The 15,797-nt window shown below is 38.1% G+C and carries 18 protein-coding genes and 2 pseudogenes; 11 read left to right on the top strand and 9 right to left on the bottom strand.

All coding sequences use genetic code 11. The features are described from left to right. The first annotated feature begins 14 nt into the window (after positions 1–14). Entirely contained in the window at positions 15–800 is a 786-nt protein-coding gene (locus tag CFPU101_RS03825) for an RNA methyltransferase (protein WP_206814003.1), read from the top strand. Positions 801–819: 19 nt separating this feature from the next. Next, positions 820–1,974 carry a serine hydrolase gene (locus CFPU101_RS03820; protein WP_206814002.1) on the top strand — a complete coding sequence of 385 codons (1,155 nt, stop codon included), beginning with the start codon at positions 820–822 and terminating at the stop codon, positions 1,972–1,974. Positions 1,975–2,000: 26 nt separating this feature from the next. Here CFPU101_RS03820 and CFPU101_RS03815 read toward each other — a convergent pair whose 3' ends face one another. After that, on the bottom strand, positions 2,001–2,531 hold the full coding sequence (locus CFPU101_RS03815) for an FUSC family protein (RefSeq protein ID WP_206814001.1): 531 nt from the start codon (positions 2,529–2,531) through the stop codon (positions 2,001–2,003). Between the two features lie 151 nt (positions 2,532–2,682). Here CFPU101_RS03815 and CFPU101_RS03810 point away from each other — a divergent pair, with 151 nt between their 5' ends. The 5 genes from CFPU101_RS03810 to CFPU101_RS03790 all read left to right on the top strand — a co-directional run bounded on the left by CFPU101_RS03810 (position 2,683) and on the right by CFPU101_RS03790 (position 6,426). Continuing rightward, positions 2,683–3,660 carry a phosphate/phosphite/phosphonate ABC transporter substrate-binding protein gene (locus CFPU101_RS03810; protein ID WP_206814000.1) on the top strand — a complete coding sequence of 326 codons (978 nt, stop codon included), beginning with the start codon at positions 2,683–2,685 and terminating at the stop codon, positions 3,658–3,660. 33 nt (positions 3,661–3,693) lie between these two features. Next, positions 3,694–4,410, top strand: a complete 717-nt coding sequence (locus tag CFPU101_RS03805; RefSeq protein WP_206813999.1) for a phosphonate ABC transporter ATP-binding protein — start codon at positions 3,694–3,696, stop codon at positions 4,408–4,410. Next, complete coding sequence (gene phnE / locus CFPU101_RS03800; protein WP_206813998.1) at positions 4,404–5,174, top strand: phosphonate ABC transporter, permease protein PhnE; 771 nt, start codon at positions 4,404–4,406, stop codon at positions 5,172–5,174. Before CFPU101_RS03805 ends, phnE begins: the two co-directional genes overlap by 7 nt. A gap of 7 nt (positions 5,175–5,181) precedes the next feature. Continuing rightward, entirely contained in the window at positions 5,182–5,484 is a 303-nt protein-coding gene (locus tag CFPU101_RS03795; protein WP_206813997.1) for a hypothetical protein, read from the top strand. A 279-nt stretch (positions 5,485–5,763) separates the two neighbouring features. Continuing rightward, entirely contained in the window at positions 5,764–6,426 is a 663-nt protein-coding gene (locus CFPU101_RS03790; protein WP_206813996.1) for a hypothetical protein, read from the top strand. 156 nt (positions 6,427–6,582) lie between these two features. Here the strand turns inward: CFPU101_RS03790 and CFPU101_RS03785 are convergent, their stop codons facing one another. After that, positions 6,583–6,969, bottom strand: coding sequence for a hypothetical protein (locus CFPU101_RS03785; RefSeq protein ID WP_206813995.1), 387 nt, complete (start codon positions 6,967–6,969; stop codon positions 6,583–6,585). A 243-nt stretch (positions 6,970–7,212) separates the two neighbouring features. Between CFPU101_RS03785 and CFPU101_RS03780 the strand changes: the two are divergent. Next, positions 7,213–7,368: pseudogene (locus CFPU101_RS03780) on the top strand (DUF1308 domain-containing protein); the annotation flags it as partial. Between the two features lie 4 nt (positions 7,369–7,372). Continuing rightward, the gene (locus CFPU101_RS03775) at positions 7,373–7,666 is read left to right on the top strand and encodes a DUF3349 domain-containing protein (RefSeq protein ID WP_206813994.1); all 294 of its coding nucleotides are present in this window, start codon (positions 7,373–7,375) and stop codon (positions 7,664–7,666) included. A gap of 34 nt (positions 7,667–7,700) precedes the next feature. Here the strand turns inward: CFPU101_RS03775 and CFPU101_RS03770 are convergent, their stop codons facing one another. The 5 genes from CFPU101_RS03770 to CFPU101_RS03750 all read right to left on the bottom strand — a co-directional run bounded on the left by CFPU101_RS03770 (position 7,701) and on the right by CFPU101_RS03750 (position 11,397). After that, positions 7,701–8,267 (bottom strand): hypothetical protein, encoded by a 567-nt coding sequence (locus tag CFPU101_RS03770; RefSeq protein ID WP_206813993.1) that lies wholly within the window; start codon positions 8,265–8,267, stop codon positions 7,701–7,703. Then, positions 8,231–8,932 (bottom strand): orotidine-5'-phosphate decarboxylase, encoded by a 702-nt coding sequence (gene pyrF / locus CFPU101_RS03765; RefSeq protein ID WP_206813992.1) that lies wholly within the window; start codon positions 8,930–8,932, stop codon positions 8,231–8,233. The genes CFPU101_RS03770 and pyrF overlap by 37 nt, the downstream gene beginning before the upstream one ends. 70 nt (positions 8,933–9,002) lie before the next feature. Further along, positions 9,003–10,337: a carboxyl-terminal processing protease CtpB gene (gene ctpB, locus CFPU101_RS03760; RefSeq protein ID WP_206813991.1), complete on the bottom strand. Its 1,335-nt coding sequence runs from the start codon at positions 10,335–10,337 to the stop codon at positions 9,003–9,005. A gap of 120 nt (positions 10,338–10,457) precedes the next feature. Then, positions 10,458–10,919, bottom strand: a complete 462-nt coding sequence (locus tag CFPU101_RS03755) for an NUDIX hydrolase (protein ID WP_206813990.1) — start codon at positions 10,917–10,919, stop codon at positions 10,458–10,460. Beyond that, entirely contained in the window at positions 10,882–11,397 is a 516-nt protein-coding gene (locus tag CFPU101_RS03750; RefSeq protein WP_307730429.1) for a DNA-binding protein, read from the bottom strand. The genes CFPU101_RS03755 and CFPU101_RS03750 overlap by 38 nt, the downstream gene beginning before the upstream one ends. A 145-nt stretch (positions 11,398–11,542) precedes the next feature. On the opposite strand from CFPU101_RS03750, the gene folD reads away from it, so the two are divergent. Further along, a complete protein-coding gene (folD, locus tag CFPU101_RS03745; protein WP_206813988.1) occupies positions 11,543–12,424 on the top strand; it encodes a bifunctional methylenetetrahydrofolate dehydrogenase/methenyltetrahydrofolate cyclohydrolase FolD in 882 nt (293 codons plus the stop codon). Between the two features lie 26 nt (positions 12,425–12,450). Here the strand turns inward: folD and CFPU101_RS03740 are convergent, their stop codons facing one another. Together CFPU101_RS03740 and CFPU101_RS03735 are read right to left on the bottom strand one after the other, a co-directional pair. Beyond that, the gene (locus CFPU101_RS03740) at positions 12,451–12,786 is read right to left on the bottom strand and encodes a hypothetical protein (RefSeq protein WP_206813987.1); all 336 of its coding nucleotides are present in this window, start codon (positions 12,784–12,786) and stop codon (positions 12,451–12,453) included. Positions 12,787–12,873: 87 nt separating this feature from the next. Further along, on the bottom strand, positions 12,874–14,322 hold the full coding sequence (locus CFPU101_RS03735) for a TM0106 family RecB-like putative nuclease (RefSeq protein WP_206813986.1): 1,449 nt from the start codon (positions 14,320–14,322) through the stop codon (positions 12,874–12,876). A 157-nt stretch (positions 14,323–14,479) separates the two neighbouring features. Here CFPU101_RS03735 and CFPU101_RS03730 point away from each other — a divergent pair. Further along, a pseudogene (locus tag CFPU101_RS03730) lies at positions 14,480–15,657 on the top strand (aminotransferase class V-fold PLP-dependent enzyme). Positions 15,658–15,797 lie beyond the last annotated feature (140 nt).

Raw genomic sequence — 15,797 nt, 5'->3', positions numbered from 1 at the left:
ATTAGACAAAAAAAATGAATACTAATAGACTAAACAAAATTCGGATCGTGCTAGTTGAACCCGCAGGGCCATTAAATGTCGGTTCTATTGCTAGAGTAATGAAAAATATGGGATTACAGCATTTAGTCATTGTTAACCCTCAGTGTGATCCCTTGAGTGAACCCGCAAGATTAATGGCAGTACATGGCGTAGATCTTTTAGAATCAGCCCAACAAGTGAATAGTTTGCCAGAAGCCCTAGTGGGATGTCAAAAAGCGATCGCCACTACAGCGCGGACTCGTAATTTATCGACTCCACTCGAACCCCCTAAAACCATTCTGCCTAAACTGCTGCAAGAAAATTCGACCTCTGCCATTATTTTCGGGCCTGAAGATCGTGGCTTAAGTAATACTGAACTCAACTACGCTCAATGGTTCCTGCGTATTCCTTCCAATCCTGAATATCCTTCTCTTAATTTAGCGCAATCTGTAGCCATCTGTGCCTATGAACTCTATCAACTAGCCTTAGAAGAAACAAGCGATGAGTCAACAATAACCCCAAATCTGGCTACTTTGGAGACGCTAGAAAGATATTATCAACATTTAGAACGTGTTTTGCTCCAAATGGGTTATCTTTATCCCCATACGGCTACTGCAAAAATGGAGAAATTTCGCCAAGTTTATAATCGTTCTGCTTTGACTTCAGAGGAGTTAGCCTTGTTACGAGGAATTATCGGTCATACTGAATGGCTATTGCAACATTTACCACCGATTTCTAGTCTTAGAGGCAGTAAAAAGCCTCTTGAATCAACTGAGCCCTAATCCATCTTTTTGATTGACAATGCCTAAGAAAAAAACGACGGTACGAATTATTAATCCCAGTAAAGCATTATCGGTTCAATCTTCATCCATTTCCACGAAGACAGCCGAAAAAAAACGCTTGAATCCGAAAAAAAGAATTCCGTCACCTGTAATTTTAATTTTGATTTCGTTACTGCGCTTGTTAATTTTAGGTGGAGGATTAGCGGCACTGGCTGGAACAATTTTAACCATTTTTGACCCAACTAAATTAATTTCTTCTCAAACCAATATTACAGCTACAGAAACACCCAAAACTTCAGAGCCTAAAATAGCAGAATCATCACACTCTTTAGACTTATTTCTGAAACAGGAATTAATTCCCCTTAGGCAAAAAATCGAAAAGATTACGGCTAAATATCCTAAATTAGAATTAGGGGCGTTTTTGGTTGATTTGGATAATGGAGGTTATCTTAATCTACAAGGCGATGGGATAGTGGCGGCAGCGAGTACGATTAAAATTCCGCTCTTAGTAGCTTTTTTACAGGATGTTGATGCTAAAAAAATCCATTTAGATGAGCAATTGATCATGGATCAAAGTGTCATTGCTAAAGGTTCAGGAAATATGCAGTATATGAAACCGAATCAAAAATTTACTGCCCTTGAAACTGCTATTAAAATGATTATTATTAGTGATAATACAGCGACTAATATGCTGCTCCGACGTATGGGAGGCAAAGACGTTTTAAATCAAAGGTTTCAAGAATGGGGATTACATCAGACGGTTATTAAAAATATTTTGCCCAATTTAGAAGGAACAAATACGACTTCACCTAAAGATTTAGTTTTGATCTTGAATCGAGTTAGTCAAGGTGATTTACTTTCTATAAAAATGCGCGATCGTTTTTTTGAAATCATGCAAGGAACCGTAACTAATACTCTTTTGCCTGCAGGTTTAGAAAAAGGCGCGATTATTGCTCACAAAACGGGTGATATTGGGACGACATTAGGTGATGCAGGTATAATTGATATGCCTAATGGTAAACGTTATTTAATGGCTGTTATGGTGAAACGTCCTCATAACGATGAGAATGGCAGAAAGGTAATTCAAGAAGTTTCACGCGAGGTTTATCAACATTTCAAATGGTCTACACCTCCTCCGCTTCATCAAGTTAATTTAGAACCTAAAAAAGAATGATTCCAACAAATTAAATCAGCTAATTATCAAGTTTTATTAATATTTTTTCTCTCAAATGAAGTTGGAAAAATTTTCGATAACACTACTGATACGAGCAGAGCTACTAAACTGCCAAATAATACTTCTTCTACTCGGTGGAATGCTTGTTCAAAACCAATTAAACTCGAATTTTCTACTAAAGCAGAAGTTAAGATTAATGCGCTGGTTGCAGGTGCAATCTTCCAACTACCAGGTCTTTTAATAATGCTTGTACAAATCAGTATAGTGGAGGCAAGTAGTGGAGCAAGAAGCCATTCTTTGGCACCAATGATGAACAGACCCAAAATTCCAGTTGTACAACCAATCAAGGTATTAGAAAAACGGGAAACAAAATTAGGCCATGCTACGCTAATGTCTGGATCACAAACAACAATTAATGAAATAATAGCCCAAACTGGGTTTCTATCCCCAAGACTGCGTAATGTGAGCCAAATCAGCAAAGTACCTAAAAATACATCTATAGCATAACGTAAGCCTGTAATAGAGCGAAATAAAGATAACCGAAAAAGCGTACGCATCTAGATGACCTCATCGCTTTGATCGTCAATTGATCACTTAAATACTAACGTTAAATGCAATTTAACTAATTTGTTGTGTAAAAAGTTTTTTCAAATGGACTAGGAATCATGTATATTGTTAAAATTGTTGATTATATTTTGCAAGAAGTGAATGAAATCTAAATTTTTATTAAGCCTGGGTTCCTTATCACTATTACTCTCTGTGGGACTCAATCTAAATCTAAGTAGTTATCAATTTAAACCAGCTTTAGCTGAAGCTGATGATCTTTATCAAAAAGAAAAGCTTGTTACACAAGCCCCAAACAATCGTATTGTTATTGTTTTTGCGACCCGTAGAGATGCGACAGATTTAGAAAAAAAAGCACAGGCTGTTACTGATTTTCTCTCGAAAGAGACGGGTTTAAAGGTAGAAGCAGTAGTAGCCGATGAAACAGCCGCTATCGAAGCGTTACGCTCAAACCGTGCAGATGTAGCCTTTTTAGGAGGACGTGGCGCACTCAAAGCCGAACAGCTTACAGGTGCAAGAATGTATTTAGCTGAAGTTCGTCCTGATTATTCGGGGGGAAAAACCTATAAATCGGTTGTAGTTGTTAAAAAAGATAGCCCTTTAAAAACGCTGGGTAACGCTAAACAAACCCTGGGACAGTTAAAAGGTAAAAAAATGGCCTTTGCTTCACGTACATCGGGTTCGGGTTATATCATCCCGACTAGCACCTTTGTCGGCGATGGTTTAGTGAAAAATCCTGATGACTATGGCAAATTTTTTAGTGAAGTCATGTATGGAGATGGCTATACTAGCGCATTACAAGCCGTATTACGTGGACAAGTTGATGCCGCCGCCGTTTCGGAATATGCTCTCAATCCCCCTTGGATCACTGCTGCTGAAGCCCAACAATTGCGCGTTCTTTGGTCAATCCCCGGTGTACCTGCTCATGGTATTGTGATTGATAATGATGTTCCTCAAGCAACAAGAGAAAAATTAGTTAATGCACTTTTAGAGTTAAATGAGCCAAACAATAAAGCGATGTTTACGACTCTTTATAACTCTACACAATTAGTGCGGGTAGATCATGATCAACATTTAGCACCTATGAAAACAGCTTTACAAAGAGCAAAAATTGACCCTTAATTACATTGTTTTTGTTCTTTCTCATCATTTAATATGATTGAATGCCACGATATTTATAGCGTTAATAATGCGTCTTTGGGTCGTCCGATTCTTAATGGAATAACTCTAAAAATTAACCAAGGTGAATGTGTCGCTTTACTCGGTCTTAATGGCGCTGGAAAATCTAGCCTTTTAAAATCAATGGTTGGACTCATCCCTTTACAAAAAGGAGAAATTCGCATTAATGATTTAGTGATAACTCAAAAGACATTAAATCGTGTGCGTCGTCAGATTGGTATGATTTGGCAAGGGGGAGGCTTGATCCCCCAACTCTCTGCATTAGATAATGTGCTGTGTGGTAAATTGGGAGCGCTGTCTAGTTGGTCTTCTTTATGGGGTTTTTCGGCTTCTGATCGCGCTTTAGCCAAATCTTTATTAAGACAGTTGGGTTTAGAACAACACGAAAAGCAAAAAGTAAGTAAACTCAGTGGTGGACAACAACAACGAGTAGCGATCGCACGTGCTTTAATGGAGTCACCTAAAATTCTCTTCGCAGATGAACCCACATCTGGTCTAGATTTAGTTGCCACTCAACAGATGATGAATATCATTACAGATCTCCGCAAACAAGGGATGACAATTGTTTTGGTGTTACACGATTTAGCAATGGCAAGTGAATATACCGATCGTTCAATTATCCTTGATCAAGGCCGTGTAATTTATGATGGCAAAAGTGACAATATACAGCATCAATTTGCACATTTATGTTAAAAAAATTTCCATTTTTACCTTCATTATTACTCCCTCTATTGCTTGTTAGTATTTATATCTGGGCGTGGCAAGGCTTAAAAGTTGATATCAATACCTTAAAAGATAGTGGGAAATATATCGGGGTCTTTTTAAGTGATTTTTTTCCCCCCAATTGGCAAGTATTACCCTTAGCTTTAGAAGCTTTGTTAGAAACGATCCAAATGTCGATTATTGGAACAACGATCGGTGCAATTCTTTCTCTTCCTATAGCAATTATCAGCGCACATAATCTATCACCCTATGGCTTACAATTTCTGGGCAATCTTATCCAAAATACCTTGCGTTCTATTCCTTCAATAATCCTCGCATTAATTTTTGTTTCGGCAATTGGTTTAGGTGCAACTGCGGGAACTATGGCATTAGGAATCTACAGTATTGGCTATTTAGCTAAATTTTATCAAGAAGCGATTGAATCAGTCGAAGCGAATTCACTACAAGCATTACAGGTGACGGGTGCATCTTGGTTACAAATTGCTCAATATGGAATTCTGCCCCAGATCTTACCCTTGGCTTTGGGTTATACACTGTATATGTTTGAATATAATATCCGTGCTGCGTCGATTTTAGGGGTTGTAGGTGCGGGTGGTATCGGTTTTGAATTAGTCAGCTATATTAATGGGTTTGAACGGACAAAAGCGTCTACTTTTATGGTGGTTTTATTAGTGGTTGTGACTACAATTGATTGGGGCAGTTCTAAATTAAGACAAAAACTAGCCGATCGTTAAAAAAAATATGTTATTGTACACTCAGCTTTTAACTCTAGAACAAGATTCAAAAGTTACTAATCTATTACATTTTCCCAAAACTCCTTTATTACCAACCGTATTTAAGATAAGGTCGAAATTGTGGTCTAAAGGTCGTACTTTTGTCACAACTCCAAAAGATATTAATCAATTAACCAATCACCTTTTAAACAAAAAATTTAATGAAATAAAAGTAATTTATAATTTTGCTCCTTATAATATTTCATCAATAGATATTACCATTCATAAAATTACAAATATTTTAACGCTGGCTCCTTCTAATTCTCTTTGAGAGCCTACGGGAGGGTATAAAGCTTTAAAAAGAACAGATGAATCAAAGCGTGTTAGTTTTGAATCTCAAGAGATTCTGGTTAAGCTAAACAATTTAGTTTATCCCAATTTATTAGAATCATTTATAGAATTCGAGCTTGACTTTTCAGATCAATATGTTTTTAAAGATCAACTTTATAAAATCTTTTTCGAGTTACTTTTCCAAAGTTTATCACCTGATTTAATAGCTCAATCTATAACGGGTTGTGTAGAACTATATGAAGGAAATACACCACAAAGTATGGATATAATATCAGAACTAGCACCTTATCCGAAAATATATTCATCGCTATTGAATAAATTTGATGATTTACATCCTATTTTAATCGGTTCGCCTTTATTATGTGAAAAATTATATAAAGTTATAAAAAAGAAGGATGAAATAACCGCTTTTCAAACGATCAATGCACAGCACCAAGAACATGACTTAGGACTAATACAAATTCCTGTAGCAATGATTGAAAATCTACCCATCAAAAAATTAGTTCAACCTTATATAGCTTTCAAAAATCTTTCTACTCATTATTCTTCAGAAATACTAGAATTAGGAGAATTTAAAATTGGTCGTAGCCAAATTATCGCTTTTACGGCAAAACGTTGGAAATATTTAACAGAAAATGGAATGATAGCCAAGCTACCAGATGATCTTGCTCCTTATCACGTTATTTTACCAAAATATTGTCTTATGCTAGGCATAGAGTCAGAAGACATGATCGTAAAAATTCTCTCTAATAACGTAGCCCAAATTTTGAAACAAGAAGTCGATAATTATTTTGAACAGTTGTCTGTCAAAATGTCTTTAAATCAAAAAATATTTTTAGCTCATGAACAAGCATGGAAGAATATTGGAGGACTAGAATACTTTGATTTTGTTAAAAAAATGTTTTATAAAAATATAAAATAAAAATAGAGCGTTTGTATTAATTAAGTCAGTCAACTTTCACAGAAAGCGTCTACTTTTATGATAGTTTTGTTGGTGGTTGTGACTATAATTGATTGGGGCAGTTCTAAATTAAGACAAAAACTCGTCGAACGTTAAAAAAGATTTTTTAGAGATTTCTTAAGGATTTGGAAAAAATACGATCTTTCCTACAATTCCTAACAAACCTGTTACTAAAACTCCAACGATACCTAAGAAACCAAGGGTAAATGTATTAATACGTGCATTAACTGAGTCAAATTGTTTGTCAACCTGCTCAAATCGCTTGTCAACTTGGTCAAATTGTTTGTCAACCTGCTCAAATCGCTTGTCAACTTGGTCAAATCGCTTGTCAACCTGCTCAAACTGTTTGTCAACTTGGTCAAAGCGTTGCTCCATTGATCTAAAACGTTCATCGATCGTATTAAATCTTTCATCAGTTCTAGCAATGTGTACATCGAGTTTTTTATCTATACCTAAAATTAAATCTTTTAATTCTTTAAGGTCTGATTCGGTTACTGTTGACATTTACGCTCACTCCTAATAATTAAAAGTTTTTTAGTTGCCCAAAGTTCCTCCCTCTAAAGTACTAATTATATTATGGCTCTAAATCCAGTTGGTACAGTATAGTACAATAAATGTTTTTTCTGAGAGTAGAGAGTTCAATTTAAACCAATGAAGATTTTTCTTAATTGGGGAACCAAGCTTTATCTAAAACTTGCTCTAAAGTAGCACTAAAAGACAGAGGAAGATCAACATCAATTAACACGGAGTTTAGACCCGAACGATATAATTATTCTAGGCACAGGCGATCAAATGGGAATTGTTACTATGACGGCTGATGCCAAGGCAATTCGAGCAGCCATTGCTCAAGGCGTTAATTTTAACGTCTATCTTTATCTCTCTCAACCGTTGACAGGTAACTGAAATCATGCAAAAAATAATTCCTGTCAGTACTTATCAGTTACTTCAGTGTGCTTTTCCCAAAGGCATCGAAGATCAAGAGTATTTTCCCCTATTGTCGATTCTTTATGAGCAGATGTCAGATCGGAGTTTAGCTCGAGTGATTGCTGAGTTTACGGAGAAAGAATATCACTCTGTTCTAAACGACTTATACCAAGTTGGATCGGCGGAGACATTTTTTCCTGTAGTTGAAGAAGTTCTAGATAGCGTTAAACAGAAGTTAATTTACTGCGATTACGAGAAGTGGCTGCTTGAAAGTTAGTCATGTTAGTTAACGGTCTAAAGCGAGCTTTAAATTAATTTCTATTTTTTCTCAAAGTTCCTGCTTCACAATCTCTAAGCCATAATTTAACCGCTTGACCGATGACACCATTTGTTGTATCGATGGGGGGTAATGGTGGATCATTGGGTTGAGTCGGTTCTAAGGATGCTAATTGAGAAAAACTCATGATTAACCGCCATCCCTTTTCAGTCGGTGCTAACAATAGCCAATTGTAGTTATGAAATCTGACTAGCTTGTTATTGCTATATTGCCGTTCAAATGTGGTAAAAAAGATCTGCGGTTGAGTTTCATCGAAAATTGCTTGATATTGACTTGGACTTTGACGTAAAGGAAGGGGTTGCGTTTCACCTTGTCCAGAAACGATAACATAGGTTTGAACGAATGATGCTAAATCGGTTGTTTTAGAGCGATGCAAAACTCTATTAGCATAATTTGGTAAATCTTGCAATAGTAAATTGGTTAATTCTTGTGTATCTTTGGGACAAGTAGAATCAGGGAGTGCCATCACTTTTAAATGAACTCCGAAAAAACAGAAGAATCCGATTAAACCGTAGCTAACTCGTCGCAGATTTTTGACCATGCTTGTTGCGGATTTTCTGCCGCCGTAATGGGACGACCAATCACTAAATAGTTAGCCCCTGCAAGAATAGCTTGTTTTGGAGTCATCACCCGTTTTTGATCCCCAGATTCTGCCCAAGTTGGACGCACACCAGGACAGACAAGCAAAAAATCATCGCCACAAATCTGCCTTAATTGGCTAACTTCGTGGGGAGAACAGACCGCCCCATCAATACCACACTCTTGAGCCAGAAACGCCATTTGTAAAGCATACTCTGGCAATTCGAGGGGAATCTTGAGATCATAGGCTAACTCTCGTGAGTTTATACTGGTTAGTACCGTAATCGCAAGTAATTTAGTTGAACTATTAGCTGTAGCGATCACTTCTTTTGAGGCTTGTAGGGCATGACGGCCTGCTGTTGCATGGATGGTGAGTAAATCAACTTGATAGGAAGCAACAGAACGACAAGCCCCCGCCATTGTATTAGGGATATCGTGAAGTTTAAGATCTAAAAAAATTTGTTTCCCTTGATCTTTAAGGATTGGCAGAATTGAGGGGCCAACACTGGTAAACAGTTCTAAACCAACTTTCCAAAAATTCACTTGAGGAAGTAGCTCGACTAATGCGATCGCTGCTTCTGTAGTGTTTACATCTAGGGGTACAATAATGCGTTCTTCTGGATTCATTGAAAAAAAGCGAGGAGTTATACACTGATTATTTTACGTTGGATCAAGATAACTCCAAATAGGTTGTATTTTATTCGGGACGAATGGTTAGGGGTTTAGGAATACTAGAGGGTTTAAGATTTGATGAGGAATGAGTTTGCAGAACTGAGATCGCACGTTTGTACTGTGGATCGGCATTTGTTCCCAATAAATCTGGATTATTCCTTAACTGAAGTTGTTGATCATTGGTTAATCCGATTTGAACATGGGGTTTAATTCCTTTTTTATTAATATTTTCGCCATTGGGGGGGTAATAACGCGCAATGGTTACAGCTAACCCAGATCCATCCGAAAGAGAATGTACTGATTGTACGGTTGCTTTGCCATAGGTGGGCATTCCGACAACAGTTGCTCGTCCGTTTTCTTTTAATGCTCCTGCTAAAATTTCACTAGCACTGGCTGATCCCTCGTTGACTAAAATGACTAACGGCAGTTCAGTCAAAGCGGTTCCATTGGCTTGATAATGACGATCACCACCTCGTCTATCAACTGTACTAACGATTTCACCCGATTTCATCCACATCCGAGCGATATCTACACTTGCAAAAAGTAAGCCACCTGGATTGCCACGTAAATCTAGAACATAACCAGAGACTTTCTGTTTACTGAGGTCTTCAATAGCTAATTTCATTTGTTCGGCTGCATGAGAACTAAACTCATCAAGACGAATGTAACCGACTTTAATCTGTGATTCTTCCTTAATTGAATAACTAACGGAGGGAATTTCAATCTGAGCGCGAGTGAGGGTGACTTCAAAAATTCCTTTGCTGCGGCGAGAAATTTGTAAATTGACATCTGTGCCAATTTCCCCTTCCATTTCTTTAATAGCTTGTTCGAGAGTCATCAAAGCAGTCGGTTTACCATTAATTCTAATGACACGATCGCCTTGTTGAATTCCTCCTTTAAGTGCGGGGGAATTTTTTAATGCTTCAATGACAATTAAATCTTTAGTGCGTTTATCAACTGCTAAACGTACGCCCACCCCTGATAATTCTCCTGATGTCTGAGTCGTTAGGGCTGAAAATTCTTCGGGTTCTAGAAAACGAGTATAAGGATCTCCTATTTCTTTGAGGGCTTCTCGGATTGCGATATAAGCTTGTTTGCGATTAGCATAGTTACGGCTCAATAGTTCTTGACGTTTACGCTGCCAATCTACTTGATGGAAACTACGATCTACAAATTCATTATTAACCAGTTGCCAAACTTCATCAATGACGGTTTTAGGACTATCTTCTAAAGTTTCTTCTGTTGGGGTTGCATTAGAAGCGAGCGAGGGTGTCAAGAAAGACGTTACCGCTAAGGTTGTAATCGTGCTTCCTAAAAAAAGACGTTGACCAACAGACAGGAGGTGCCGAGACTGTTTCATAGGAGAAAAAATATTTTAGGTTGAGCGTAAGCAGTGAGGAATCAGCCAGCTATTTTGATGCAAATCTAAATCCAGCTTAGAGTAATTTTAGGGTAATTCAAAATTAGCTACTCTTCTCCACTATAATTCTAACTTTAAATAATCGAGCAGTATTTGTTGATGAATTTTTCCTAAAGGTCTAGTTTGCTGAATTTTTTTCGAGTAAGCGTAACCTTGCCGAATGTCCTCTAGGGTTAGCAATGCCAGATCTTGACCTTCTTGTAATATCAATTCTGTCAGAGCGACTGTTAAAGGTGCATAAAAAATATGACGTGTGACCTGCTCATCATAATAACTGCATATTTTGATTGGATTGTCAACTCTGTAATTAATTTCTTCGATTAACTCGCGTTGTAATCCTTCGGATGGTGTTTCACCAGGTTCTAAATGACCGCCAAAAAAACTCCAGTGACCAGGATACACAATATGCGGAAAATCGTCTCTAAGTTGCATCAAAAATTGACCATCTTGCTGAAGAATGGCTAAAGCGACAACCGCATGAGGTTTATTTAGATTGCTGTTTATGGGGGAAGAAGAGATCATTAGTGGGATCAGGTAAGGGATCAGAATTAGCGGCTGGAGGTTGGACGGGGATCACAGTTGGTTTAGCCGTTGGAGTGGGTGGAGTGGGTGGAGTGGCTTGAGTTGGGGGTTTTGCGGGAGGAGTTTGGGCAGTCAGTTCGAGTTGCTCCAATTCTACAACATAAAAATCTCCTAACTCAAGGCTTGCGACTGGAATACTTTGATAATCTAGTTTTCCTTTAATAACCACTTCTTTACCCGACTGAGGGGGTTTTCCCTCGGTGCGTATCCAAATCGTACCCGTTGGGTCTTGGACTTGATAGGCTCCGCTATTATTCAAAAAAGGAGCATATACTTTAACAATTCCTTTAATGTATACGATCGCACCCTTTTTCTTATTGGTCAGATCCTTAACGCTAATTACTGGAGGATCACCGAGATAGGGTACAGCTATTCCCAAGTCAGCTAAGGCACTACAGCCAATTAACCCGCTAACCATTAAGATGAAACAACTGCGCCTAATGATGCTATTTTTCATGCTCATGGACTTGAAATACAACAAAACATGACATCTGAAGTTATGATAACCAACAAATTATCTAGAATTGATTCAGGTCATTTTTGTTCTTTCGTTTATCTTACAAATGTCAGTCGCTACTGCTAAGATTTTAGATGGTAAAGCTCTTGCTCAAAAGATTCAACACAATCTTAAAGCACAAATCCAAGCTCTACAAGAAACGATCGGGCGATCCCCCGGACTTGCTGTGTTAATGGTTGGTGATAACCCCGCAAGTGCCGCTTATGTTCGCAATAAAGAAAAAGCTTGTACTCAAGTCGGTATAACTTCTTTTGGTCGTCATTTTCCTGATCATGCCTCACAAGCAGAATTATCCTCTGTGATTCAAGAACTTAATCAAGATAACCGCGTTGATGGTATTCTCGTACAACTGCCTTTACCAAAGCATTTAGATGCTGTTGCGCTTTTACATGAAATTAAGCCGAATAAAGATGCTGATGGTTTACATCCAACCAATTTAGGTAAGTTAGTTAGAGGTGAAAGCGGTTTACGTAGTTGTACACCCGCAGGAGTTATGGAACTGCTTAAAGAATATAATATTTCTGTTCAGGGTAAACACGCTGTGGTCGTTGGACGCAGTATTTTAGTGGGTAAACCTTTAGCTTTAATGCTACTTGAAGAAAATGCAACGGTTACGGTTGCTCATTCACGAACAGTAGATCTAGGCAGTATCACCCGTCAAGCTGATATTTTAATCCCCGCAGTTGGAAAACCGAATTTAATTACAAAAGAGATGGTTAAACCGAGTGCGGTAGTGATTGACGTAGGAATTAATCGAGTTGTCGATCAATTTACACCAAAAGGTCGTTTAGTCGGTGATGTTGCTTTTGATGAGGTTGCTCAAGTTGCTGAATATATTACCCCAGTCCCTGGTGGTGTTGGGCCAATGACGGTAGCCATGTTATTACAAAATACGGTTTGGAGTTATCAAAATTCTGAAATGGCTTAAATTGAAATGTCATGGCAAATAAATTTTTAACCGATTCCAGCTAATTCTAATAGTTGTAACGCTGGTTCTAATGTATTAATATTAGGATTAGTGATTACTTCTTCTTCATCAGCAGCGCAATCATACAGCAGATAAGTCCAAACTTGAGGATGATTGACTGATTGACTTTCTGCTTCATAAAAGGTAACTGTACCATCTGCTACACATTCATAAAAAGCTGAGATCACCTCTTGCCATTCACTATTTGACGTTCTTAAAGTATCTTGAATTGTGGCAAATAAACCTGTGATGTGGTGAGGTTGAGTTGCTACTTGAACTAAACGTACTTCATTCCAACTAGAGTTATGTAGATTTAGGGTCATGTAAATTAATTCAATGATTTTAATGAGCAATCATAGAGTACCCATTTTTATTCTAAAAAAATCAGCAATCAATAATTAAATAAAAATTTATGAGTCTAGGAAAAAATGACTCATCCAGTTTTTCAGATGAAAAGTCGCTCGGCAATCATCTTCGTTGTAACGCAAAATCGCCTCTAAAAAATTACGATCACCTGTTTTTAACCATTGATCATACCAGCATACACATTGATCACCACTTACCCCCTGATCTCGCCAATGAAAACCAATCCAATTCGCCAAAGATTTAAGGGAATAACTTTCAACGGGAAGCGTCACAAATTGAGTGACTTTTTGATGCAAATCGACACAACGGGCTAAAATCGGGTAAATTTCTGAGACTGGAGTTCCATACAGGTAGGCTAAACGTTTGATCGTTTCAACTTCATATTCTGAGAAATGAAAAATAGGTGCCTTGGGATCTGTATTGACTAATTTTAAAAAGTTTTGCCAAATGATCTTTTCATCTTCGGTCTTTTCGGCTAATAGTGGATAGAAAATTTGTGTATTGTCTAAATGATTAACCCGTAAAACGCCTAATAAATAATCTAGATTTTGTTCTGGTTCGGCTTCAATGTCAAAATAAAATTCTATCGGTGAATTCGGAATATTTGGCCAATGTTTAGACGAATTATGTTTCCGAAAAGCCCGATTCTCCACAATTGATTGTGCTTGCTGCTGGAGTTGGGAAGCGACTTCTAACCCAATTAATTCCCCTAAATTATTGGGAGAAGTAGCGGCTAAAGCTTCGACGGTGAAAACTCCTAAAGTTTGTAAAGATTCGTAACGATTGGGGGTAATGCCAGGGACAAGAGACAGATGTTGTTGAGATTGTGCGATCGTATAACAATGAGTATGCCAATGACATAAACTACAACGTTGACGAGAGATAAAAACTTCTGGTTCTTGTTTTTTAACAAGCATCTCCATACAATCGAATAAAGTTTCTTGCATTCGAGGTATCCAAATATCTAACTCAACAAAAGTAGGATGATGACGACGTAAAATAATTTGGGCAGTCTTGGGGGTAACACCTTGAATACTCATTAATAAATCTGCATGATAAGCAGCAATCATCTTATATTCGGGCTTGGGACGACGACCCAACTGAATTGATGTAGAATAATATTGCCAGTCACCAAACTTAGATTGTCCAGGTTGTTTAATTAGGAGATGAGGCGTACCCAACAAGTCAATCGAATGACCTTGAAAGGAATGCGATCGTAATAAAACACCGTGATAGATACAAGATACACCTTCAAGCATTAGGACTTCTGTTGCTTGAGCTAATGCTTTAGGATTAGATAAATCAGCTTCGGGACGTTGATAATCGGGGTAAAATTCGAGTAAGACCTTTTCAACATGGATCTGACTTTCTTGACGAAGTTTAAGCAAAAAATCCCGTTCAGGATCTTGCTGTTGTCGGTTGCCATAAGTATTGAGAAAGGCCCGACGTTGACAGCGTTTATAATCTAGAAGTAGAGCATCAGTAAGCAGCATTCTTCCCGTTCTTCGTGAAGCTTTAAACAAAGTATAGGGTAAGATGAGGAGCAATCTTAGTATTGATAAAAATCTTCCCTGTTATGCCTTCTTCCCTTACGGTAACAAAAAAATCTTTCTTTAAACGATTATTTCGGCTAAGATAACCATCATATTTATGCTTGACACAGCGAATACTACAGATCAACTCGAACAACATCGGCAAGAATTCCCCGGCATTAACAATAAACTGTATTTTAACTTTGGTGGACAAGGGCCTTTACCAAGGGCAGCACTAGAGGCGATTATTGATACTCATAAATATCTACAGCATCATGGCCCTTTTTCAACAAAAGTCAATGCGTGGCTACAGCAAAAAACAGAATTTCTGAGACAGAATATTGCGGCTGAATTAGGGGTTATTCCCGAAACGATCGCCTTAACTGAAAATGTCACAGTGAGTTGTAATATTGCTTTGTGGGGGATCAATTGGCAAGCAGGGGATGAGATATTACTGACTGACTGCGAACACCCAGGCGTTATAGCAACAGTCCAAGAAATTGCTAGACGCTTTGGGGTCAAAATTTCAACTTGTCCCATTCAACAAACCTTAAATGAAGGTGATCCTGTTTCGGTGATTGCTCAAGCTCTCCAAACCAATACACGCGTATTAGTCTTGAGCCATGTTCTGTGGAATACGGGTCAAGTTTTACCCCTAGCCGAAATTGTGCAACTGTGCCATGAAAATAGCGTCTACGTCCTTGTTGATGGGGCGCAGTCGGTGGGATGTTTACCCTTGAATTTATCGGAGTTACAGGCTGATTTTTATGCCTTTACGGGTCATAAATGGTGGTGTGGCCCTGCGGGTGTTGGTGGGTTATATATTCGCCCGCAGTTTTTGAGGAATTACAGCCGACTTTTATCGGATGGCGCGGTATCGATATTACGACTAACGGCAAACCGAGTCACCCGAAAACCGATGGTAGACGCTTTGAAGTAGCAACCTCAGCCTATCCTCAGTATGAAGGGTTACGGGCGGCTATTTCGGTACATCGGAACTGGGCAACCGCCGAAAAACGTTATCAACAAATCTGTCAATTGAGTGGTGATCTGTGGCAACTGTTAGCGGAAGTAGAAGGGATTAAGTGTTTAAAGAATACGCCCCCAGAGTCGGGTTTAGTTTCTTTTCAAACAACGAGTAATACCTCACCGCAACAACTGGTGCAAGAGTTGGAAAGTCTAGGATTTTACTTAAGAACGATCGCTGATCCAAGTTGTGTTCGGGCTTGTGTCCATTATCTAACAATGCCCGCCGAAATTGAACAGTTAGTTGTCGCTATTCGGAAAATTGTTTAGGTTAGAGGACTAATTTAATTTTTTCTTGATAAGGTATTTCTTGATTTTGACTTTTAAATTTGTCTAAAAACTGAAAGAAGCGGTCAAATCCTTGTTTTTCATCTGAACTGTAAAGCATAATAATCTTTGCCCAAGAATTA

The organism is Chroococcus sp. FPU101, from assembly GCF_017312365.1.
GTDB lineage: Bacteria > Cyanobacteriota > Cyanobacteriia > Cyanobacteriales > Microcystaceae > Chroococcus.
Note: the sequence above shows the minus strand (reverse complement) of the source record. Positions and strands in the feature narration are given on the sequence as shown.